This window comes from Sphingobium sp. (assembly GCF_041987595.1).
Classification (GTDB): domain Bacteria; phylum Pseudomonadota; class Alphaproteobacteria; order Sphingomonadales; family Sphingomonadaceae; genus Sphingobium.
This window is the reverse complement of record NZ_JBHIWJ010000011.1, coordinates 25335-46014: the sequence shown is the minus strand read 5'-3', so window position 1 is coordinate 46014 and position 20680 is coordinate 25335. Positions and strand designations below refer to the sequence as shown.

Annotated in this window: 23 protein-coding genes; 15 read left to right on the top strand and 8 right to left on the bottom strand. The window is 64.4% G+C overall.

Going from position 1 to position 20680, the window contains the following annotated elements:
- Positions 1 to 6 precede the first annotated feature (6 nt).
- Positions 7 to 954: a VOC family protein gene (locus ACFC3J_RS04955; RefSeq protein ID WP_375195099.1), complete on the bottom strand. Its 948-nt coding sequence runs from the start codon at positions 952 to 954 to the stop codon at positions 7 to 9.
- Positions 955 to 1299: 345 nt separating this feature from the next.
- Between ACFC3J_RS04955 and ACFC3J_RS04950 the strand changes: the two genes are divergently transcribed.
- From ACFC3J_RS04950 to ACFC3J_RS04910, 9 genes are all read left to right on the top strand, one after another.
- Entirely contained in the window at positions 1300 to 2433 is a 1134-nt protein-coding gene (locus ACFC3J_RS04950; RefSeq protein WP_375195124.1) for a flavin-dependent monooxygenase, read from the top strand.
- Positions 2434 to 2444: 11 nt separating this feature from the next.
- Positions 2445 to 3260, top strand: a complete 816-nt coding sequence (locus ACFC3J_RS04945) for an alpha/beta fold hydrolase (RefSeq protein ID WP_375195098.1) — start codon at positions 2445 to 2447, stop codon at positions 3258 to 3260.
- Positions 3253 to 3753, top strand: coding sequence for a flavin reductase family protein (locus ACFC3J_RS04940; protein WP_375195097.1), 501 nt, complete (start codon positions 3253 to 3255; stop codon positions 3751 to 3753). The genes ACFC3J_RS04945 and ACFC3J_RS04940 overlap by 8 nt, the downstream gene beginning before the upstream one ends.
- Positions 3754 to 3839: 86 nt before the next feature.
- Positions 3840 to 4544 carry a fumarylacetoacetate hydrolase family protein gene (locus tag ACFC3J_RS04935; protein ID WP_375195123.1) on the top strand — a complete coding sequence of 235 codons (705 nt, stop codon included), beginning with the start codon at positions 3840 to 3842 and terminating at the stop codon, positions 4542 to 4544.
- A gap of 10 nt (positions 4545 to 4554) precedes the next feature.
- Positions 4555 to 5502 (top strand): acetaldehyde dehydrogenase (acetylating), encoded by a 948-nt coding sequence (locus ACFC3J_RS04930; RefSeq protein WP_375195096.1) that lies wholly within the window; start codon positions 4555 to 4557, stop codon positions 5500 to 5502.
- On the top strand, positions 5499 to 6545 hold the full coding sequence (gene dmpG / locus ACFC3J_RS04925; protein ID WP_375195095.1) for a 4-hydroxy-2-oxovalerate aldolase: 1047 nt from the start codon (positions 5499 to 5501) through the stop codon (positions 6543 to 6545). The genes ACFC3J_RS04930 and dmpG overlap by 4 nt, the downstream gene beginning before the upstream one ends.
- 79 nt (positions 6546 to 6624) lie before the next feature.
- Complete coding sequence (locus ACFC3J_RS04920) at positions 6625 to 7437, top strand: sugar phosphate isomerase/epimerase family protein (protein WP_375195094.1); 813 nt, start codon at positions 6625 to 6627, stop codon at positions 7435 to 7437.
- Between the two features lie 20 nt (positions 7438 to 7457).
- A complete protein-coding gene (locus ACFC3J_RS04915; protein ID WP_375195093.1) occupies positions 7458 to 8273 on the top strand; it encodes an SDR family NAD(P)-dependent oxidoreductase in 816 nt (271 codons plus the stop codon).
- Between the two features lie 36 nt (positions 8274 to 8309).
- The gene (locus tag ACFC3J_RS04910; protein WP_375195092.1) at positions 8310 to 9251 is read left to right on the top strand and encodes an alpha/beta hydrolase; all 942 of its coding nucleotides are present in this window, start codon (positions 8310 to 8312) and stop codon (positions 9249 to 9251) included.
- A gap of 43 nt (positions 9252 to 9294) precedes the next feature.
- On the opposite strand, the gene ACFC3J_RS04905 is transcribed toward ACFC3J_RS04910, so the two are convergent.
- Positions 9295 to 10263 carry an aldo/keto reductase gene (locus ACFC3J_RS04905; RefSeq protein WP_375195091.1) on the bottom strand — a complete coding sequence of 323 codons (969 nt, stop codon included), beginning with the start codon at positions 10261 to 10263 and terminating at the stop codon, positions 9295 to 9297.
- A 351-nt stretch (positions 10264 to 10614) separates the two neighbouring features.
- Here ACFC3J_RS04905 and ACFC3J_RS04900 point away from each other — a divergent pair, with 351 nt between their 5' ends.
- Together ACFC3J_RS04900 and ACFC3J_RS04895 are read left to right on the top strand one after the other, a co-directional pair.
- On the top strand, positions 10615 to 11058 hold the full coding sequence (locus ACFC3J_RS04900; protein WP_375195090.1) for an Lrp/AsnC family transcriptional regulator: 444 nt from the start codon (positions 10615 to 10617) through the stop codon (positions 11056 to 11058).
- Entirely contained in the window at positions 11055 to 11552 is a 498-nt protein-coding gene (locus ACFC3J_RS04895) for an Lrp/AsnC family transcriptional regulator (RefSeq protein WP_375195089.1), read from the top strand. Before ACFC3J_RS04900 ends, ACFC3J_RS04895 begins: the two co-directional genes overlap by 4 nt.
- A gap of 16 nt (positions 11553 to 11568) precedes the next feature.
- On the opposite strand, the gene ACFC3J_RS04890 is transcribed toward ACFC3J_RS04895, so the two are convergent.
- The 3 genes from ACFC3J_RS04890 to ACFC3J_RS04880 are packed head-to-tail and all read right to left on the bottom strand — an operon-like array spanning position 11569 to position 14127.
- On the bottom strand, positions 11569 to 12219 hold the full coding sequence (locus ACFC3J_RS04890) for a TetR/AcrR family transcriptional regulator (RefSeq protein ID WP_375195088.1): 651 nt from the start codon (positions 12217 to 12219) through the stop codon (positions 11569 to 11571).
- 49 nt (positions 12220 to 12268) lie between these two features.
- The gene (locus ACFC3J_RS04885) at positions 12269 to 13207 is read right to left on the bottom strand and encodes an AEC family transporter (protein ID WP_375195087.1); all 939 of its coding nucleotides are present in this window, start codon (positions 13205 to 13207) and stop codon (positions 12269 to 12271) included.
- Between the two features lie 38 nt (positions 13208 to 13245).
- Entirely contained in the window at positions 13246 to 14127 is an 882-nt protein-coding gene (locus ACFC3J_RS04880) for a sugar phosphate isomerase/epimerase family protein (RefSeq protein ID WP_375195086.1), read from the bottom strand.
- A 40-nt stretch (positions 14128 to 14167) separates the two neighbouring features.
- On the opposite strand from ACFC3J_RS04880, the gene ACFC3J_RS04875 reads away from it, so the two are divergent.
- A complete protein-coding gene (locus ACFC3J_RS04875; protein WP_375195085.1) occupies positions 14168 to 14413 on the top strand; it encodes a hypothetical protein in 246 nt (81 codons plus the stop codon).
- A gap of 74 nt (positions 14414 to 14487) precedes the next feature.
- Here the strand turns inward: ACFC3J_RS04875 and ACFC3J_RS04870 are convergent, their stop codons facing one another.
- Genes ACFC3J_RS04870 through ACFC3J_RS04860 form a run of 3 tightly spaced genes read right to left on the bottom strand, consistent with a single transcriptional unit; the run spans position 14488 to position 17462 of the window.
- Positions 14488 to 15387, bottom strand: a complete 900-nt coding sequence (locus ACFC3J_RS04870) for an NAD(P)-dependent oxidoreductase (protein WP_375195084.1) — start codon at positions 15385 to 15387, stop codon at positions 14488 to 14490.
- Positions 15388 to 15414: 27 nt separating this feature from the next.
- Complete coding sequence (locus ACFC3J_RS04865) at positions 15415 to 16665, bottom strand: CaiB/BaiF CoA transferase family protein (RefSeq protein WP_375195083.1); 1251 nt, start codon at positions 16663 to 16665, stop codon at positions 15415 to 15417.
- Positions 16662 to 17462, bottom strand: a complete 801-nt coding sequence (locus tag ACFC3J_RS04860; RefSeq protein ID WP_375195082.1) for a crotonase/enoyl-CoA hydratase family protein — start codon at positions 17460 to 17462, stop codon at positions 16662 to 16664. The genes ACFC3J_RS04865 and ACFC3J_RS04860 overlap by 4 nt, the downstream gene beginning before the upstream one ends.
- A 105-nt stretch (positions 17463 to 17567) precedes the next feature.
- On the opposite strand from ACFC3J_RS04860, the gene ACFC3J_RS04855 reads away from it, so the two are divergent.
- The 3 genes from ACFC3J_RS04855 to ACFC3J_RS04845 all read left to right on the top strand — a co-directional run bounded on the left by ACFC3J_RS04855 (position 17568) and on the right by ACFC3J_RS04845 (position 20628).
- On the top strand, positions 17568 to 18452 hold the full coding sequence (locus ACFC3J_RS04855) for a LysR family transcriptional regulator (protein ID WP_375195081.1): 885 nt from the start codon (positions 17568 to 17570) through the stop codon (positions 18450 to 18452).
- Between the two features lie 79 nt (positions 18453 to 18531).
- Complete coding sequence (locus ACFC3J_RS04850) at positions 18532 to 19686, top strand: acyl-CoA dehydrogenase family protein (RefSeq protein WP_375195080.1); 1155 nt, start codon at positions 18532 to 18534, stop codon at positions 19684 to 19686.
- A gap of 18 nt (positions 19687 to 19704) precedes the next feature.
- Positions 19705 to 20628, top strand: coding sequence for an acyl-CoA dehydrogenase family protein (locus ACFC3J_RS04845; RefSeq protein WP_375195079.1), 924 nt, complete (start codon positions 19705 to 19707; stop codon positions 20626 to 20628).
- Positions 20629 to 20680 lie beyond the last annotated feature (52 nt).

Below are 20680 nucleotides of genomic sequence, written 5' to 3'. Positions count from 1 at the left end.
TTTGCGTCAGTCCTGTTCGTGGGCCCATTTGTGCCCCCAATCGCTTACTGCCAAGCTGGTGGTCGGCACCCATGTCGCGGGGTCGATTACCAGACCGTTCCAGCCATATTCGATGTCGAATCCACCCGGCGTCTGCATATAGAAAGAGGTCATCTTGTCATTGACATGACGCCCCAGCGTCGCCGAGAGGGGAACTTTTCCCTTGCTCTTGAGCACACGGTCATAGGCGCGGCCGACATCCTCCAGCGCGCCCACTTCCAGCATCATGTGCACCGCGCCATTGGGGCTTTCGGGCAACTGGCCCAGCGCCAGACTATGGTGTCGCCGGTTGCAGTGCAGGAAGGCAAAGCCCACGCCCGGATCGTCCGCTCCGCCGCCCATCAGGTAGAAGCGGCCAAGGTCCGTGTCTCCAAAGCCCAGCACATCCTTGTAGAAGGCGTGGGTTTCGTCGAAATTCGGCGCGGTCAGGACGATATGCCCCATGCCCATGTCGCCATTGTCGCCCGTGACGAAGCGACTGACGGCAGCGGGGGACACGAAGGGTGCATAGTCGACGAAGCGGCCGTAGAACAGCTCCATCGCGTTGCCCGCCGGATCGGACGAGCGGGCCAGTTCATAAACCTTGCGCGCGCGCGCTTCCATGACCTCGGCGCGCTCCACCGGGCGGCCGGCGGCCTCCAGCCGGGCCAGCGCCGACTCGAACTCCTCGCGATTCGCAAATTCCCAGCCGGGCGCCACGAAACCGTCGCGTTCGCCCTTCTGCACCCACAGGCGGAAGGGGCGGTCGTCCATGCGGAACAGCGCCACGTCGTCATTATCGGACTGCGCAGCCATCAAGCCTGCGATATTGCAGGCGAAATCCCGCCACGCCGACAGGTCGCGCGCCTCGATGATCACATAGCCAAGCGATTTTACTGCCATCAGTGCTGCCTCGCCCCGTTTCTCGTTTCCCATTCGCAAAGCCATTGTCTATGGCGACGGTAAAATGTCAATTTCGCTACGCAAACCTTCCCTTAAAACGGGCATTCCGCCTGCGAATCCCGCGAGCGGACGGTTGCTGCGTAACGAGACAATGGCAATTCGTTCATGAATCGCCTATAAGCATCGCGCAGAATGTGCAAGCCCTCTTTGTCTTGACGTTTTGCGTAATGAAGATTTATATATGCTACGCATCTGGCCAGTGACGGCGGCGAGGCTACTATGGAGACGATGATGACGGGAGCTAGGGCGAGTCAATTGACGGGGATTGCGGAGGCGGTGGTGCCGTCTGCGGAAAGTCTGGTCGAGCGTGCGCGTGCCATGATCCCGGTCCTGCGCGAACGTGCCCGCGCCTGCACCAAGGCTGGCGACGTGTCCGTGGAAACGGTGGCCGAAATGAAGGCGGCGGGCTTTTTCCGCGTCCTCCAGCCCAAGCGCTGGGGCGGCTATGAAATGCATCCCAACGTCTTTTTCGACATTCAGAAGGCGCTGGCCGAAGGCTGCATGTCGACCGGCTGGATCTATGGCGTACTGGGCTGCCACCCCTATGAACTGGCGTTGTTCCACGATCAGGCGCAGCGCGACGTCTGGGCCGACGATGCCGATATGCTCGTCTCCTCCACCTATCAGCCGGTGGGCAAGGTGGAAAAGGCCGAGGGCGGCTTCTATCTGTCGGGTCGCTGGGGCTTTTCCTCCGGCTCCAGCCATTGCGGCTGGGTGCTGCTGGGCGCCATCAATTTCGATACCGACGGCGGTCCGCCCGACATGCGCACCTTCCTGCTGCCGCGTTCCGACTATAAGGTGATCGAGGGCACCTGGGACACGTTCGGCCTGCAGGGCACCGGCAGTTTCGATATCGTGGTGGAGCGGGTCTTCGTTCCCGAATATCGCACGCATCGGGCATCTGACGGTTTTGCCTGCGCCAATCCGGGCCAGAAGGAAAATGACGCGCCGCTCTATCGCCTGCCCTGGGCGCAAGTGTTCATGCGGTCTGTCTCGACGGCGGCTTTCGGCGGCGTCCGGGCCGCGACCTCGGCTGCGATCGAGATCATGAACAGCCGCGTGTCGACCAATACGGGCAAGGCCTCGAAGGCGGACCCCAATCTCCATGCAGCTATCGCCCGGTCGATCGCGGAAGTGAACGAAATGGAGTTGACCCATCGCGCCGCCTTCGACGAGATGATGGGCTATGCCGAGCGCGGGGAACCGGTGCCGATGGAACGGCGCGGCCTCTTCGCCTATCAGTCGGCCAGCGTGGTGCGCCGCATGGCGGATCTGGCGGACGACATGGTGAAGCTGCTGGGCGGCCGGGCCATCTACATGTCCAGCCCCATTTTGCAGCCCTGGCTCGACCTGCACGCCGCGCGGGCGCACGTCGCCAACGATCCGGCCAACCGGACCAGCGACGTCATCGGCACGATGCAGGGCGAACCGCCAGCCTTCACGTTCATCTGAGAGGATCCTTCATGGCGAACGAATTGACCCGCAAGACGTATAACGTCACGGGCGGATATGATATTTCGGTGGCGGAAATGGGTTCCGGCCCGGCCGTCGTGTTCATTCACGGCAGCGGGCCGGGCGCGTCGGGCGCCTCCAACTTCCGGCAGAATGCGGGCGCCTTCGCCGAAGCCGGTTATCGGGTGATCCTGCCCGACCTGATCGGCTACGGCGCCTCCTCCAAGCCGGAGGGGCTGGACTATACGCTCGATCTCTTCACCAACACGCTCTTCGAAGCGCTTCAGGCCCATGGCGTCGAAAAGGCGATCCTCGTGGGCAATTCGCTGGGCGGGGGCATCGCGCTCCAGATGGCGATGGACCATCCCGGATTTGCCGAGCGGCTGATCCTGATGGCCCCCGGCTGCATCCATGAGCGGGAAGAATATTTCAAGATGCCCGGTATCGCCAGCATGGTCAGCTCGTTCGGCGGCCCTGATTTCAACGAGGATGAACAGCGCCGCCTGATAACCAATCTGGTTTATGATCCGGTTCATGTCACTGACGAATTGGTTAAGGAGCGTTTTGCTGTCGCGCGCACCCAGCCCAAGGATGTGATCGTCCGGATGCGCACGCCCAATCTGGCGCCGCGCCTTGGTGAACTGAAGATGCCGATCCTGCTCTTCTGGGGCTATAATGAACGTTTTATGCCTCTGGAGGGTATCCAGCTTTTCTTCGAAGCGTGCGAAGATGTCCGCTGCGTGACCTTCAACAAGGTCGGTCACTGGGTTCAGGTCGAGCGTACGGACGAATTCAACCGCTATTCGCTTGAGTTCCTGAATGGCTAGCAGTCCTCCACTGGCCGCCGATCCGGCGGATGTGACCGCGGGCTTCCGCGGCGCGATGCGGCGTCTGGCGTCGGGTGTGGCGATCGTCGTCGCGCGCGGCGACGATTTGCCGGTCGGCATGGCGGCGACCTCGATCACCTCGCTGACCATGGACCCGCCGGCCGTGCTGCTCTGCATCAACCAGTCGGCGGGCATCCATCCCTGCCTGTCGCCGGGCTGCCCGATCAGCGTCAACATCCTCTCGCGCCACCAGCGCGACGTGTCGGCCGCCTTCGGCGGCGCGGTGCCGCGGGACAGGCGGTTCGAGGTGGGGCAATGGGCGAGCGACGTCCATGACCTGCCGGCGCTTGACGATGCACAGGCGAACCTTGCCTGCACCATCGACAGCATGACTCCCTTCGGCACGCACAGCATCGTTGTCGCCCGTGTCGAGACCGTGCGTCTCAGCGACAGCGTCGAACCCCTTATCTATCAGGACGGAGCCTATTTGTGAGCGACACCGTTGCGCAGAGCCTGAACGACAGTCTTGCGGAGGAACTCTATCGCGCCCTGCGCGACGAGCGTACCGTCCCGCCGCTGATGGCGCGCCATCCCGACCTCACCATCGACGACGCCTATGCGATTTCGCTGGGCGCGCTGGAACGGCGCAAGGCCGATGGCGAGCGCGTCGTCGGCAAGAAGATCGGCGTCACTTCCAAGGCGGTGCAGGACATGCTGGGCGTGCATCAGCCCGATTTCGGCTTCCTGACCGACCGGATGTTCGTGGAAGGCGATATTGACGTCAAGGCGAACGGCCTGATCCAGCCCCGCGCGGAGGCCGAGATCGGCTTCATCCTGAAGGACAGCCTGAAGGGACCGGGCGTGACCGCGGAACAGGTGATCGCCGCCACCCAAGCCATCGTCCCCTGTTTCGAGATTGTCGACAGCCGTATCCAGGACTGGAAGATCGGCATCGTCGACACGGTCGCGGACAATGCCAGCTGCGGCGTTTATGTGCTGGGCGATGCCCGCGCCGACCCGCGTGCGCATGACCTGCCGAACCTGCACGTCACCGTGACCAAGAACGGCCAGCCGCTTTCGGAAGGCTATGGTCACGCCGTTCAGGGTTCCCCGGCGGAGGCCGTCGCATGGCTCGCCAACACGCTGGGCGCCTATGGCGTGACGCTGGAGGCGGGCGATGTGATATTGTCGGGCAGTCTTGTGCCGCTGGAGCCTGCCAAGGCGGGCGATGTGTTTGAAATGCAGCTGCATGGCGTGGGGACATGCACCGCACGTTTCGTTTGAGGAGTTATTGATGACTGGCAAGGTCAAGGCAGCGATCATCGGCTCGGGCAATATCGGCACCGACCTGATGATCAAGATGATCAAATATCCGCAGAATATGGAACTGGTGGCCGTCGTCGGCATCGACGAAGCCTCCGAAGGCCTCGCCATGGCGCGCGAGCGCGGCGTCGCGACCACCCATGAAGGCATTGACGGCCTCAAGAAGATGGACGTCTATCCCGAGATCGGCATCGTCTTCGACGCGACGTCCGCTTACGCCCACAAGGTCCATGACGCGGCTCTGCGCGCCGACGGCAAGCAGGTGGTTGACCTGACCCCCGCCGCCATCGGTCCCTACACCATCCCGACCGTCAACGGCGAAGCCAATCTCGACGCCGGAAACGTCAACATGGTGACCTGCGGCGGTCAGGCGACGATCCCGATGGTCGCCGCCGTCAGCCAGGTCGCGACCGTCCACTATGCCGAGATCGTTGCATCCGTCTCCTCGCGTTCGGCAGGGCCGGGCACCCGCGCGAACATCGACGAGTTCACCCGCACCACCGCGGGCGCCATCGAGAAGGTCGGCGGCGCCGCGCAGGGCAAGGCGATCATCATTCTGAACCCCGCCGAACCGCCGATGATCATGCGCGACACGGTCTTCACCCTGTCCGAAGGCGCGGACGAGGAAACCATCCGCGCCTCGGTCGAGGCGATGGTCAAGAAGGTGCAGGCCTATGTCCCCGGCTATCGCCTGAAGCAGCAGGTGCAGTTCGAACGCTTCGGCGACAATAACAAGCTGAAGATCCCCGGCCGTGGCGAGTTCACCGGCATCAAGACGATGATCCTGCTCGAAGTCGAAGGGGCGGGCGATTACCTCCCCAGCTATTCGGGCAATCTCGACATCATGACCGCCGCTGCGAAGGCGACCGGCGAGCTGCTGGCGCAGCGCATTGCAGAAGGAAAGAAGGTGGCCGCATGACCGCGAAATTCAACGTCGAGGCGGGCGACAAGCTCTACATCCAGGACGTCACCCTGCGCGACGGCATGCACGCCATCCGCCACATGTACGGCATCGACCATGTGAAGGCGATTGCCAAGGCGCTGGACGAAGCGGGGGTCGACGCGATCGAGGTCGCCCATGGCGACGGCCTCAACGGCGCCAGCTTCAACTATGGATTCGGCGCCCACACCGACTGGGAATGGCTCGAAGCCGTTGCCAGCGTCCTCACCCGGTCGGTCCTCACCACGCTGATCCTGCCCGGCGTCGGCACGGTCGAGGAATTGAAGCGCGCCTATGACATCGGTGTGCGCTCGGTCCGCGTCGCGACCCACTGCACCGAGGCGGACGTCTCGAAGCAGCATATCGGCATCGCCCGCGACCTTGGCATGGACGTCTCCGGCTTCCTGATGATGAGCCACATGATCGACGCCGAAAAGCTGGCGAGCCAGGCTCTGCTGATGGAAAGCTATGGCGCGCAGTGCGTCTATGTGACCGACAGCGGCGGCGCGCTCGACATGGACGGGGTCAAGGCCCGGCTCGAAGCCTATGACCGGGTCCTCAAGCCCGAAACGCAGCGCGGCATCCACGCCCACCACAATCTCTCGCTGGGCGTCGCCAACTCGATCGTCGCCGCGCAGGAAGGGGCCGTGCGTATCGACGCCAGCCTCGCGGGCATGGGCGCGGGCGCGGGCAACGCCCCGCTCGAAGTCTTCATCGCCGCTGCCGACCGCAAGGGCTGGAACCATGGCTGCGACGTCATGATGCTGATGGACGCCGCTGAAGACCTCGTCCGTCCGTTGCAGGACCGTCCCGTCCGCGTCGACCGCGAAACCCTCGCTCTGGGCTATGCGGGCGTCTATTCCAGCTTCCTGCGCCACGCGGAAAAGGCCGCCGAAACCTACGGTCTGGACACCCGCACCATTCTGGTCGAACTAGGCCGTCGCAAGATGGTGGGCGGTCAGGAGGACATGATCGTCGACGTCGCGCTCGACATGCTCAAGGAGCGCGAAGCGGCAGCATGATGCATGACCGGGCGCGGTAGATTTCGCCGCGCCCGGTCGCATGACCGCGACGACATAAGGACAGGATGAGGAGAGGAGTGTGGGGGCCAATCGCAGCCTGTCGCTCGACCATATTACCGTAACCGACACGACCCCGTGGCAACTGGCTGAAATAGCCGCCGCAACCGGCTGCACCGGCATCTGCCCCTTCCTTCATTCGATGGAAGTGCTGCCTGCCATGCCGCACTACAACCTCATCGCCGATCCCGCCGCGCGCCGCGCCACCCGCGATGCGCTGACGGCAAACGGCATCACCGTCGATCTCATCTACCCCTTCACCATGGCAGGCCGCACCGTCGTCGCCGATTTCGCGCCCGCGCTGGAGACAGGCGCGGAGCTGGGCGCGCCGCTCGCCAATATCCTCTGCTATGACCGCGATCCGGTACGGCGGACCGAAAATCTGGCGGAGCTGGCGGAATTGGCCGCGGGCTACGGCATCGGCCTTGCCATCGAATTCTATCCGCCTTCTCAGGTCGGCACGCTCGCCGCAGCGCTGGACGAAATAAGGCGGCTCGGCCGCCCGGATGTCGGCGTCACGGCCGATCTTCTCCACATCATGCGCGGCGGCGACGTGCAGGCGAGCATGGCGGCCCTGTCCGATCCGCATATCCGGATCGCGCAGGTTGCCGATGGACCGGCAGAGATGGCGGCTGACAGGATCGAATGGGAAGCGGGCATCCAGCGCCTGCTGCCGGGAGAGGGGGTGTTCGACATCCGCGCCTTCATCGCGGCGCTCGATCCCCGGCTCCCCCTCAGTGTCGAGGTGCCGCAACAGGCCTTGCTCGATGCGGGCATGCCGGTGCTGGAACGGGCAAAAGCAGCCGTGGAGGCGACGCGCCTTTACATGCCGTAAAGATAGAGGAGAGAATGTCGATGGCAGGAAGACTGGAAGGCAAGGTTGCGATCGTCACGGGCGCAGGACGCGACGGCAATATCGGCGTCGCGATCTGCGAGGCCTATCTGCGCGAAGGGGCGCGCGTCGTCGGCACCGATTTTCGCGATGACGAGCGGGAGGCGATCATCGCCCGCATGGGTGGCGCCGGTCCTGCCGCAAACTTCCGCTTCCTCCCCCATGACGTCACCAGCGAAGCCGACTGGGCGCGCGTCGCGGAAGGGGCCATCGCGGCCTTTGGCGGCATCGACATATTGGTCAACAATGCCGGGATCGCCATTCACGCGGGCATCGAACATTGCTCGCTCGACGATCTGCGCAGGGTGATGGCGGTCAATCATGACGCGCTGTTCATCGGCATGAAGGCCTGCCTGCCCGCGCTGAAACAGAGCGTCGATCGCTTCCCCGGCGGCGGCGCGATCATCAACAATCTGTCGATGGCATCCTATATGCCCAGCGCTCTCAATATCGGCTATCACAGCTCCAAGGCGGCCGGGCGGATGCTGACGCTCTGCGCCGCGATCGAATTCGGGCCGATGAAGATCCGCGTCAATTCCGTGCATCCCGGCCTCACCATGACCCCCCTGATCCGAGAGGGCCTGGCCGATTATGTGAAGCTGGGCGCCTATGAAAGCGTCGAGGCGGCCGAGGCCAGCATAGCGGGCATGGGACCGCTGGGCATCAGCAGCCAGCCGGAAGACACCGCCCATGCCTTCGTCTATCTGGCGTCGGAAGAGGCGCGCTTTGTTACCGGCGCGTCCATCTATCATGATGGCGCCATCGGCCAGCGTTACTGACCCCCATCATCGAACAAGAAAAGCAGGAGAGAAAATATGCGCCATCTCGTCGATCCGGCCCTGCTGCCGGGGCTGGACGTCATGCCTGCACTGGACCTCAACGACCAGAGTCTGCCCGCCATCCGGGAAGGCATGGAGCAGATGACCGCCATGGCGCCCGAACCGGAGGGCACCGGCGTCAGCTGGCGGGCTGACAGCGTCGCCGCGACGGACGGGCGACAGGTGCCGGTGCGCATCTACACGCCCGCTGGCGGAACGGAGGCGCGCCCTGCCATCCTCCATATTCATGGCGGCGGCTATGTGATGGGATCGGTGGCCACCAACCATGCGTCCAATATGCTGCTGGCGGCCGATGTGGGCGCAGTGGTCGTCTCGGTCGATTATCGCCTCGCGCCGGAAACCCCGGCACCCGGCTCGGTGGAGGACTGCTACGCCGCGCTTTGCTGGCTGCATGAGCAGGCGGGCGCGCTGGCCGTCGATCCGGCCCGCATCGCCGTGCGCGGCGAAAGCGCGGGCGGGGGCCTTGCCGCCGCGCTCTGCCTGCTGGCCCGTGACCGGGGCGGCCCGGCCATCGCCCACCAGAACCTCATCTACCCCATGCTGGACGATCGCACCTGCATTACGCGCCAGCCGGATCATCTGGGCGCTTTCGTGTGGACGCCGCAGGCCAACGCCTTTGGTTGGCGATCGCTGCTGGGTCAAAATCCCGGCGCCGCCGACGTGTCGCCCTATGCCGCGCCCGCCCGCGCAAACGATCTGTCCGGCCTGCCGCCCAGCTTCATCGCGGTCGGTGCCCTCGATCTGTTTCTGGTGGAGGATATGGACTATGCCCGCCGCCTGATCGAAGCGGGCGTCGCCACGGAACTGCATGTCTATCCGGGCGCCTATCACGGATTTGACGTGTTGCCGGACGCACCGGCGTCCGTCCGCATGAAGCAGGACGCAACCGCCGCCCTGCGCAGCGCCCTTACGGCATGAATGAAGGCGGGGCGGCCTTTGCGGCTGCCCCGCCCTCCTAATTTTATTCGGCGCGCAGTTCGGCCAGTTCGGCCGGGGTCAGGGTGATGGCGGCAGCCTTCACGCTTTCCTCGATCCGCGCCGGGGTGGATGCGCCGAAGATCGGGACCACCTGCTGCGGCTGGTTCAGCAGATAGGCCAGCGCGATTTCCGAAACCGTCGCGCCATGGCGCTCGGCCACGGCCTTGGCGGCGGCGAAGCGGCCCTTGTTGACCGGATTGTCGTAGAAGGCCTTGAGCGCGTCGGGCACCGAATCCTCGCCCTTTTCCAGCATGCCGAAATAGCCGCGGCTCTGCGCGCAATAGGGGATGACGGCAAGCCCGGCATCCTTCAGCGCGCCGCCATGATCCTCGAAATAAAGCTGGTAGCCCTGCTGGATCGCATTCATTTCATGCGGCTTGGCGAGGCCCCAGAAAGGTTCGACCGCAACGAAGCCGGTCTTGCCGTTGGCCTTGGCATAATCATTGGCCTCCAGCACGCGCGCGTCGGTCCAGTTGGACGCGCCGAACCAGCGGATCTTGCCCGCAGCCCTGGCTTCGTTCAGGAAATCGATGAGCTCGCTGACCGGCGTTTCCGGATTGTCCATGTGCAGCCAGTAAAGGTCGATCGTATCGACGCCCAGATGATCGAGGCTTTCATTCAGATCGCTGGCGATATCCTTGACATTGACCCGGTTGCGATAGTCGCCGGCGCGCATGTCGAAATGGCCGCCCTTGGTGGCGATCACGAAATCATCGCGCTTCTGGTTCTTCAGCCATGCGCCGATGGCCCGCTCGCTGGCGCCCTTGGGCGCGTCGGGCATCCAGTCGCCATAGGAACGCGCGGTGTCAATGAAATTGCCGCCCAGTTCGGCGAACTTGTCGAGGATGGCGTTGGAATGGTCCTGATCGATCTGCCAGCCCAGCATGTTGGTGCCGTAGCAGAGGCGGCTGACCGAGAGGTCGGTATGGTTGAGCGTCACTTTCGAAAGCATGGCGTTCTCCTGGCGGATATGTCGGCCTTTTCGGCCAAATCATGTCGCGGGACATGGGGCGGATCTGAAGGCGGGCGCAAGCCGCGCCGACTGCAACAGTTCCGCCGCACATCGCGATCAGTCCAATCCGTTACGCATTGCCGCAGTGAAAGGGAAGAGGAATGTAGTAATTTCCGCAAATCCTGCGTCATTTGCTACGCCAATGGCTTATTTGTCCGGAGGTCATTATTGCGTCACGCTTTTGCGCCATGCCATCTGGCGCTCTCCATTTCCTGACGCTATGGTCCGCGCAAGAATTGGAGGCGGGCCGGAATGCAGATAAGAGGTGGGCGAACGACGACAACGCCCTCATTGGATGCTCTTGATAACAGCATCATCGACATTCTCCGGACCAATGGCCGGGCGACCAATCAGGACATCGCCAAACAATTGTCGGTCACGGCGGCGACGGTTTCAGCACGGTTGCAGAAGATGGAGGACGCTCGCGCGATGCGCGTGGTGGCGGTGACGGATTTCGCCGCCCGCGGCTATAACGTCATCATCGCCGTCGGCGTGAAGGTGCATGGCCGCAGCATCCAGGATGTGGGCCGCGACCTCGCCAAATTTCCTGAGGTGCTGAGCGTCAACATCATGAATGGCGGCCATGATCTGGAACTGATGGTCGCGCTCCATGGATTTTCGGAAGTGCAGGAATTTCTCTACGATCATATTGCCGGCATAGCCGGGGTGGCGCAGATCGATTCCGGCATTGCCGTCGACATCGTGAAATATGAATTCAACGTGGCGCCGCTATGACCGACAGCAATTGGGAACGGCTCGACGCGCTGGATCACAAGATCGTCGACAAACTGGCGCGGGATGCACGCATCTCCAACCGCGCGATCGCGGCCGAACTGGGCGTGACGGAAGGCACGATCCGCACCCGCATCAAGCGGTTGCAGAATGAAGGGCTGATCCAGTTCACCGTGGTCACCGACTTCCGCATGGCGGGATCGCCCAACCTCTGCATGCTGGGGATCGATGCCGATCCCTCCCGCGTTGCCGAACTGGCCGAACGGCTTCGGCAGATGCCGGAACTGAGCTGCGTGATCCTGATGCTGGGCCGCTTCAACCTGCTCGCCATGGGTCTGTTCACAAACATCGAGCAGCTCAATGAACTGGTGACCGAACAGATCCGCAGCCTGCCCGGCGTGCAGAAGGTGCAGACCGCGATCTCGGTGCATAATCTCAAATATGAGCCGGGCGTCGCGAAGATCACACAGCTGGTCGAGGCCGAGCAGGAAGACTGATCGGCCGGTTTTCGTTTTACCAGCCCGCTCGCGCCAGCAGCAGCAGGTCGACGATCCGCCGCGCAACCTCTTCCAGTTCGCTGTCGGTCATGGTGCGCGCCGCGCCTTCCTGAAGGTGCCAGCCGGTCATGGCCGAAAGGAAAAGCCGGGCGATCATGTCGGGATCGCGGGCCGGCTGCCCTTCCAGCGCCGTCGCCTCCGCAATGTCCTGGGCGATCCGGTCGCTCACGGGACGCGACCCGGCTTCATACATGGCGAGCGAAAGTTCGGGGAACCGCTCTCGCGTCGAAATCAGCAGCCGCTGAAAGGCATGGACTTCAGGATTGGGCAGGGTGCGCGCGATCAGCATCCCATGGTGCATCAGCCGTTCGCGCAGCGTCCGCCCCGCGGCCAGTTCATGCTGGTCGGCCATCAGCGCCCATTGTTCCACGCGTTCCTGTACGACCGCCCGGAACAGGTCGCCCTTGGTGGGGTGGCGCGCATAGAGTGTCGCCTTGGACACGCCCGCAGCGCCCGCAATGGTTTCCATTGCCGTCGCATCATAGCCGTCCTCAAGGAACAGGCGCCGCGCCGCCGACAGGATGGCGCGGTCGATCGCGGCCGTCTGCTGGGCGTCAGGGCGTCCCCGGCGGGGGGTGTAGGCGGATTTTGCGGCGCTTTTGGTCATAGGCCGACCTCTGGCTGATGCGCGCTGGCGAAGCAATGGTGTTGATCGCTCAAGCGCCCAGCCACCAGAGCACCCCGATCAGCGACAGCGCGGCCAAAGTCGTCGTCAGCGTGATCGCCCAGGCGCTCAGTTCCATCGCCCATTGCCCGGCCTTGCCTGCCAACACGAAGCTGGACGCCCCACCTGGCATGGCAGCCATCAGGATCGCCATCTTGGCCCATAGCGGCGGCATCGGCGGCAAAAGCAGCACGAAGCCCGCAGTGATAAGCGGGTGAACCGCCAGCTTCAACAGGAGCACCCGGCCGATCGGCGCAGGCGCCGCCTTTTCACGCGGCAGGGCGATGAAGATGCCGATCGCGGTCAGCGCGCAGGGCGCGGTCGCCTGCGCCAGCGTGGACAGCAGCACGTCGAACGGTCCGCTGAGCGGTAGCCGCAACAGGCACCAGAGGACGCCCAGCGTTGACAGCAGGATCAGCGGATTGCGCATCACCGAGCGCCCCGCCAGCCTCAGCCCCGCACCTGCGCCATGGCCATGATGCGCCGTCATCTCGCTCATCACCACGCCGATGGTGAAGATGACTGCGGAATAAAGCAGCATCGTTACCGCCACAGGCGCCGTGGTCGCCTTGCCGAACGTCAGCAGCGCGATCGGCAGTCCGATAAAGCCGGTATTGCTGAAACTGGCGCAAAGACCCGCGATATTGGCTTCGCTCCCGCTGCGGCCCAGCGCTTTTTCGATGCCGAAGCCGATCGCATAGGTGGTGAGCGCGCCGCCGACCACCGCGCTCATCATCCAGAACTGCGCCAGATCGGCCGGGTCCATATGGGCGATCGAGCGGAAGGTCAGAACGGGCAGCGTCACGGCAATGACGAAGCGATTGAGTACCTCAAACGCCCGGTCGCCCAGTAAATGGGTCCGCCCGCAGAAATAGCCGAGCAGGATCAGGCCGAACACCGGCACCAGCGCGCCCAATATGATCATCGCCATGGAAGAAGGTGCCCCGACAAAGAAAAGCTGATGGCGCGTTACTGTCCCGCCGTCCCTGCGGCAATGGCGCAAAACGGCGCGGCGGCGTCAAAGCTGCGCCGCGCCGCTTCATCGAGCGGCAGGGCGCGGAAAGCGTCGGACAATATCTCCACGCCATAAGGCCCGTCATATCCCGCCCGTCCCAGCGCCCCGACGAAGCCCTGCAGGTCGAATTGCCCCTCGCCGCACAGGCGGCGGTGGCGCATCGTGTCCTCGGCGATCGTCCCCCGCATCGCCAGATCGGCGTCGCAAAGCTCAACCGCCTTGATGAAGCGTCCCGGGACCTCCGCGACATCCGCAACGGCGCCCCCGGAACGCACGACATGCCAGACATCGATCAACAGCCCGCCATTGGCCGCGTCTGCCCGCCGCACCAGCTCCAGCGCGGAGGAAAGATCGGGAAGATCCGAAAAGGGGATCATTTCCATCGCGATCAGCAGATCATGCCGCGCCGCTTCATCGCAAAGTGCGGTAAAGTGACCGGCCAGCAGCTCCATTGGCAGGTCCTGCCCCCCGAAAGGCGGCATCACCTTCGCATGGCGGGCGCCCAGCGCATCGGCTGCGCGGAACAGCTCCGCCCGCGCCGCATCCGACCGCTCGCGTCGCTCCCCTTTCGCAAACCAGTCCGACAGATATTCCAGCTCGACGATGTTCAACCCGGCGTCGATCAGACGGCGCCTGAGCGCGCCATAGTCTCCGCCGCCTTCGCGCCATGCGACCAGATCGCCCAGCCAGAAGCCGAAGCCGTGATAGCCCGCTCGCGCCGCCGCCTCGATCCGCTCCTCCAGCCGCCATCGGCTGAGATTGTCGGCATGATCGGGACGGACGTCGCCCGCCGTCGTCCAGCATGTGGCGATCAACTCCGCTTTCTTCCGGTCCATCTGTTTCTCCGCGCCAGAAGAAGAAGGATCCGCCATTGACGTGGATCACCTGCCCGTTGATCCAGCGCGCATCCTCGGACAGCGGCATGACCGCGACGGTCGCCCGACCTCCCGGCTGGCCCCGGCGGGCGCTGCGCCCGGTGGTCGGGAAATGATCGATCGCCGCCTGCATTTCCCCGGCCGTGGCGAAGCCGGGCGCGATCACATTGGCCGTGATCCCTCCCGGCGCCAACGCGACGCGACATGCCGCATCAGCGCTTCCAGTCCGCCCTTCGACATGCCGTAGCAGGGCAAACGATGTCGCCTACCCGATAACGATGCGCTCGCCGTTCAGACGGGGAGGCATGGCGTCCCTCTCGTTCAATCCATGCGTGGCGTCTTAACGCCGGCATTCTCGCATGCATAGTTGAGAAGCGCGGAATAATCCTTCGATGCATAGTCTTTTGCCCGCGCACCTCCGAATACCGCATGCGCGGCCGCGCCCATGGGCAGACCGACCCGGTTTTCCGCCGCCGCGTTCATTGCCAGCGTCAGGTCCTTGAAGGCGAGGTCGATGGTGAAGCCCGGCTCGATATCGCCCTTCAGCGCCTTGTTCACCATCAGCACATGGAACTGGCCGTTGCGCGCGGTGGTGCCGCCGGTCACGTCATGCATGGTCTGGATGTCGAGGCCCAGCTTCGTGCCCAGCGCGATCGATTCCGCCACGATCTGCGCGGTCGACAGCAGCATGAAATTGTTGATCAGCTTCATTCGGCTGCCCATGCCCGGTGCGCCGCAGCGGAAAATGTCGGTGCCCATGGCGTTCAGCGCCGGTTCGACGCGCGCGAAATCCTCGTCGCTCGCGCCCACCATGAACAGCGATTCCCCGCGCTGGGCATGCAGCGCCAGCCGCCCGATCGGCGCGTCGACAAAGCCGATGCCCTTGGCCGCGCAGGCCGCCGCGACGCGGTCCGTCCCCTTGGCGTCGATGGTGGACAGGTCCATCAGCAGCGCGCCGTCGTCGATATTCGCCAGCACGCCATCCTCGCCCAGTACCACGGCCTCCACATGGGGCGTGGCGGGCAGCACGGTGATGACGATATCCTGTCCCTTGCTCGCCTCGGCCACGCTGGCGGCCTTCTTCGCGCCCAGCGCCGCGACCTCGTCCATCTTCGACTGGTCAAGGTCGAAAACGGTGACGGCAAAGCCCTTGCGCTGCAGGTTGGACGACATGGGCAGGCCCATCGCGCCCAGTCCGATAAAGCCGATCTTGGTGGTCATGATGCGTCCTCTCTCAAATCGTAAAATTCAGTGCAGCCGTTCCGCGACGACTCCGGCTTCGATCAGCGCCGCAAGCGCGGTTTCGTCGACGCCCAGCATGTCCGCCAGAACGTCCCGCGTATCCTCGCCCGAACGGGGCGGGGCGCGGCGATAGTCGACGGGCGTCTTCGACAATTTGCCGGGATAGCCCAGCACCTTGACCTGCGTGCCGTCGGACCGGACCATATCATGGATGACGCCTCGCGCCGCAATTTGCGGGTCGGCCAATATGTGGGGAATGTCGTTCACCCGCCCGCCGGGCAGCTTGGCCGCTTCCATGGCGGCGATCAGATCGTCCGACTTCCATTTGGCGATGGCGGGCCGCATCTCGTCCTGCAGGGCATGGCGATTGGGCGAGCGCCCGCCATTGTCCCTGAAGCGCGGATCGTCCGGCAGGTCGGGCCGCCCGATCAGCTCGCAGAAGCTGCGGAACTGCCGGTCATTGCCCAAAGCGACCAATATGTCGCCGTCGGAACAGGCGAAATCCTGATAGGGCACGGTATTGGGATGCTCATTGCCCAGCCGCCGGGGCAGCATGCCGCCATTGAGATAATTGCTGGCCTGATTGGCGAGCAGCGATACCTGCGTGTCGAGCAGCGCCATGTCGATCTGCTGCCCCTCGCCGGTGCGGTCGCGATGCGCCAGCGCGGCAAGGATGGAGATCGCCGAATAGAGGCCCGTCACCAGATCGCTGATCGGAATGCCGACCTTCATCGGCCCGCCGCCAGCCTCGTCGTCGGGGCGGCCGGTAATCGACATGAGGCCGCTCATGCCCTGGATCAGAAAATCATATCCGCCCCGGTCCTTATAGGGACCGTCCTGCCCGAAGCCGGTGATCGAACAATAGATGAGCTTCGGGTTGATCGCCGAAAGCGAGGCATAGTCGAGACCATATTTGACGAGGCCGCCGACGCGGAAATTCTCCACCACGATATCGGCGTCGGCCGCGATCCGCCGGATCAGTTCCGCCCCGCGGGGATCGGCCAGATTGATCGCCACCGATTTCTTGTTGCGGTTGGCGCAGAGATAATAGGCCGCATCCTTCGACCCGTCCTCCAGAAAGGGCGGCCCCCAGCGGCGGGTGTCGTCGCCCTGACCCGGCTGCTCGATCTTGATGACCTCCGCGCCCAGATCGCCCAATATCTGCGTGCACCAAGGACCCGCCAGCACGCGGGAAAGGTCCAGCACCTTGATGCCGGCCAGCGGGCCGCTGGGCTTTGCGTCGATGCTGTCGCTCACTTGTCCTTGAACTCCGGTGCGCGCTTGCCCAGGAATGCGGCAATCGCTTCGTGATGGTCCTCGCTATAATGGGCGAGCGCCTGATAGCCTGCCGCCAGTTCCAGCAGCGTGGGCAGCTTCATATGCGCGCCTTCGCGCATCAGCCGCTTGGCCATGCGGGTGGCATGGCCGGGATTGGCAGCGATCTTTGCGGCCAGCGCCTGCGCCCGCGCCAGCAGCGCGTCGCCCGGCACCACCTCGGCAACCAGTCCATATTCCAGGGCGGTCTTCGCATCGATGGCGTCGCCGGTCAGCGTCATCAGATTGGCGCGCTGCGGCCCGATGAGGCGCGGGAGCAGCCAGCCGCCGCCGCCGCCCGGAATGATGCCCAGCTTCACATAGCTTTCCGCGACCACCGCGCTGTCGGCCATGATGCGGATGTCGCACATGCACGCGATGTCCAGGCCAAGGCCGATCGCGGGACCGTTGATCGCCGCGACGATCGGCACTTCCAGTTCGCTGATGGCCGGGCCGATCATCTGGACGCTGGTGCGATAGCTGTTGCGGATCTCATAGGGGGTGCCGCCGAACATGCCCGCCCGGTCGGCCATGTTCTTCACATTGCCGCCCGCGCAGAAGGCCTTGCCCGCGCCTGTCAGCACGATGGCCCGAACCGACGTGTCCCGCGTCATCTGGCGGCAGAAATCGACGATCGCCTCGCTATGTTCGACCTCGGAAATGGCGTTGCGTTCGTCGGGGCGGTTGAAGGTCGCCGTGACGACGGCGCCCTCGCGCTCGACAAGAAGGAAGGGGGACATGGCAATTCTCTCCGGCAATCGGTCGCATTCGTATCAAAATGCTAGGCGTTCGAAATCCACCAAGCTAATATTGATTTTCGTTTTTTCGATATATCGGAGGTATCGGTGGATCTGCGTCAGCTGCGCTATTTCGTGACCCTGGCCGACACGCGCAATTTCCACCGCGCCGCCGAACGGCTGAACATGTCGCAACCTCCGCTGACGGTCGCGATCCGCAAACTGGAGGAGGAATTGGGCACGGCCCTGTTCGAACGGGGATCGCGCGGCGTCGCGTTGACCGCGGCGGGCCGCGCCTCGCTCGATATCGCCCGCGCCACGCTGGCGCAGGCCGACCGCTTTCGCGAAGCGGTGCGCGAAGGCGCGATGGGCGAAAGGGGACGGCTGCGCGTCGGTTTCGTCGGCTCGGCGACCTTTGAGCTGCTGCCGCGCATCATTCCCGAATATCGCCATCTCTACCCGCTGGTGGAACTGGTGCTGGAGGAGGCGGCCAGCGTGGAAATCGCCCGCAGGCTGACGGCGGGGGAGCTGGACGTGGGCCTTGTCCGCCTGCCGCTGATGGAGGTGGCGGCGGTCGACGTCCAGCCGGTCGACCGGGACGAAATGTATGCGGCGCTGCCCGACAACAGCCAGTTCGCTCAAGCGGTGGCGGTGCCGCTGGAGGCGCTGGCGGAGGAACCCTTCATCCTGCAAAGCCGGATCAGCGTGCTGCACTCCACCACTCTCACCGCCTGTCACGAGGCCGGTTTCATCCCCCGCGTGGCGCAGGAGGCCGCGCAGCTCAGCGCCGTGCTGGCGCTGGTGCGCAGCGGTCTGGGCGTGGCGCTGGTGCCCTCCCGCGCTGCGTCCTCGGTGCCGCAGGGGGTGCGGCTGGTGCGCCTCACGCGGCAGGTGCGGATCGAAACCGGCGTCGCCCTGCCGCGGGGAAGGGCCAGTCCGCTCGCTTCCAATTTCGCCGCGATCGCCATTGATAGCGATCAACTATCAAAATAGGAAAATACGATATTGGACTAAAGCGCCGGCGCCGCACATTTCAATTTCCCGACTCTCTAATGGTTTCAAGAGGCCCGGCTTGTTCGAGACACTGACCCTCTCCGCATTGCCCCCGGAAGATGAGGCGCTGCGCCCAGCCCTGCGCGCCCTGATCGCGGAAGCAATCGCTGAACTCCCCACTGACCGCCGCGCCCGATCCTGGCAGGGCTTCGACGCAAGCTTCAGCCGCAAACTCGGCCAGGCAGGTTATCTGGGTCTGTCGTTGCCCAAGGAATATGGCGGCGTTGGCCGTGGTCCCTTCACCCGCTTCGTGGTGGTGGAAGAACTGCTCTCCGCCGGTGCTCCGGTTGCCGGGCACTGGATCGCTGACCGTCAGAGCGGCCCGCTGATCCGCCACTACGGCACAGAGGAGCAGCGTCAATTCTACCTTCCCCGCATTTCGAAGGGCGAGGCTCTGTTCTGCATCGGCATGAGCGAACCTGGCTCCGGCTCTGACCTCGCCAGCGTGCGCAGCCGCGCCGATCGGCAGGAGGATGGCGGCTGGCTGCTCAACGGGCAGAAGATCTGGACCACCAACGCGATGCATAGCGATTACATGATCGCTCTGGTCCGTACCTCGGGGACCAGCGGCGACCGTCAATCGGGCCTCTCGCAGCTGATCGTCGACCTGAAACTGCCCGGCATCACCATCCGTCCGATCGTCGACCTGACCGGCGACGCCCATTTCGCGGAAGTGTTCTTCGATAATGTCCGCCTCGCTCCTGACGCGCTTATCGGCGAGGAAGGGCAGGGCTGGAAACAGGTCACCGCCGAACTCGCCTTCGAACGGAGCGGGCCGGAACGCATCTATTCCTCCGTCGTGCTGATCGACGCCTGGGTGCGCCATCTGGACGCGGTCGGCCGCAAGGATAGCGCAACCCTGCGACTTGTCGGTTCGCTGACGGCCCAGCTCGCCGTGTTGCGGGAAATGTCGCTGGCCGTCACGGCCCGGCTGGTCGCGGGCGAAAGCCCGGTGGTCGAGGCTTCCTTGATGAAGGATCTCGGGACCGGCTTCGAACAGGCCGTGCCGCAACTGATCGGCGATGATCTCGCCTCCCATCCGGACGAGGCGGTGGACGCCGAACTTTACCGCACCCTGCTTTATGTCACCCATATCGCGCCCAGCTTCTCGCTGCGTGGCGGCACGCGTGAAATCCTGCGCGGCATCATCGCCCGTGGGCTTGGCCTTCGCTGAGCGGGAAGGAAGACCATCATGGACATGCAAGAACTGATCGATCCCTTCGCCCGCCTCATCGAGGATATCTGCACGCCGGCCGCCATTCGCGCGGTAGAGGCGGGCGGAGACAGCGCCCCCATGTGGCAGGCCTTTGCCGATTCCGGCTTTCTTGATGCGCTGGTGCCGGAGGATGCCGGTGGCGCGGGGCTGTCGCTGGCCGATGCCGCGCCGCTGATCGCGTTGCTCGGGCATCATGCGGTGCCGCTGCCGGTGGGCGATACGATGGTCGCCCGCGCTTTGCTGGCCGCTGCAGGAGCGGAACTGCCCGACGGACCCATCGCGATAGCAACCGGCAGCGGAGCGGTGTCCTTTGGCGGCGTTGCCGCGCATATCCTTTCCGGATCATCCGGTGCGCTGGTAGTTACTGGCGCGCGGACGGAACCGACGGGCGTTCATCATGATACGGACGCCTATGTGCCTGCCGTTGACGGCAAGGCATTGCGCCCGGTTGCCGCAGTGCTCCGCGCTTTGCTGATCTCCGGCGCTGCCGGACGGGTCATGGATATGACGGTAGCCTATGCGAATGAGCGCAACCAGTTCGGCAAGCCCATTGGCAAGCAACAGGCCGTGCAGCAGCAGCTTTCCGTTCTGGCGGAACAGGCGGTCGCCGCGCGAATCGCAGCCGCGATCGGTGCCCGGTCGGGCCTCTCGCCCCGGCTGGCTGATGCGGCGGTTGCCAAGCATGGCGCCAGCCTTGCGGCCGGGCAGGTGGCTGCCATCGCGCACGCCGTCCACGGCGCCATCGGCATCAGCGAGGAATATGACCTGCAATTGCTGACCCGCCGCTTGCACGGATGGCGTCTGGCGGACGGATCGGAAGGCTATTGGGCGGGGGTTCTGGGCGAGTTGCGCGCAGCCGTCGCGGCCCTGCCTACCGCCGACTTCATCCGTGCTGCCTGAACGGGAACCGGTTGCGGCGCCGGGCGCGCTGCATTAACTGCATGAACCTGCG

Excerpts from the sequence above, each read along its gene's own strand:
- ACFC3J_RS04955 (WP_375195099.1), bottom strand. The coding sequence starts at position 954 with ATGGGAAACGAGAAACGGGGCGAGGCAGCACTGATGGCAGTAAAATCG.
- ACFC3J_RS04950 (WP_375195124.1), top strand. The coding sequence starts at position 1,300 with ATGATCCCGGTCCTGCGCGAACGTGCCCGCGCCTGCACCAAGGCTGGC.
- ACFC3J_RS04945 (WP_375195098.1), top strand. The coding sequence starts at position 2,445 with ATGGCGAACGAATTGACCCGCAAGACGTATAACGTCACGGGCGGATAT.
- ACFC3J_RS04940 (WP_375195097.1), top strand. The coding sequence starts at position 3,253 with ATGGCTAGCAGTCCTCCACTGGCCGCCGATCCGGCGGATGTGACCGCG.
- ACFC3J_RS04935 (WP_375195123.1), top strand. The coding sequence starts at position 3,840 with ATGGCGCGCCATCCCGACCTCACCATCGACGACGCCTATGCGATTTCG.
- ACFC3J_RS04930 (WP_375195096.1), top strand. The coding sequence starts at position 4,555 with ATGACTGGCAAGGTCAAGGCAGCGATCATCGGCTCGGGCAATATCGGC.
- dmpG (WP_375195095.1), top strand. The coding sequence starts at position 5,499 with ATGACCGCGAAATTCAACGTCGAGGCGGGCGACAAGCTCTACATCCAG.
- ACFC3J_RS04915 (WP_375195093.1), top strand. The coding sequence starts at position 7,458 with ATGGCAGGAAGACTGGAAGGCAAGGTTGCGATCGTCACGGGCGCAGGA.
- ACFC3J_RS04910 (WP_375195092.1), top strand. The coding sequence starts at position 8,310 with ATGCGCCATCTCGTCGATCCGGCCCTGCTGCCGGGGCTGGACGTCATG.
- ACFC3J_RS04905 (WP_375195091.1), bottom strand. The coding sequence starts at position 10,263 with ATGCTTTCGAAAGTGACGCTCAACCATACCGACCTCTCGGTCAGCCGC.
- ACFC3J_RS04895 (WP_375195089.1), top strand. The coding sequence starts at position 11,055 with ATGACCGACAGCAATTGGGAACGGCTCGACGCGCTGGATCACAAGATC.
- ACFC3J_RS04890 (WP_375195088.1), bottom strand. The coding sequence starts at position 12,219 with ATGACCAAAAGCGCCGCAAAATCCGCCTACACCCCCCGCCGGGGACGC.
- ACFC3J_RS04885 (WP_375195087.1), bottom strand. The coding sequence starts at position 13,207 with ATGGCGATGATCATATTGGGCGCGCTGGTGCCGGTGTTCGGCCTGATC.
- ACFC3J_RS04880 (WP_375195086.1), bottom strand. The coding sequence starts at position 14,127 with ATGGACCGGAAGAAAGCGGAGTTGATCGCCACATGCTGGACGACGGCG.
- ACFC3J_RS04870 (WP_375195084.1), bottom strand. The coding sequence starts at position 15,387 with ATGACCACCAAGATCGGCTTTATCGGACTGGGCGCGATGGGCCTGCCC.
- ACFC3J_RS04860 (WP_375195082.1), bottom strand. The coding sequence starts at position 17,462 with ATGTCCCCCTTCCTTCTTGTCGAGCGCGAGGGCGCCGTCGTCACGGCG.
- ACFC3J_RS04845 (WP_375195079.1), top strand. The coding sequence starts at position 19,705 with ATGGACATGCAAGAACTGATCGATCCCTTCGCCCGCCTCATCGAGGAT.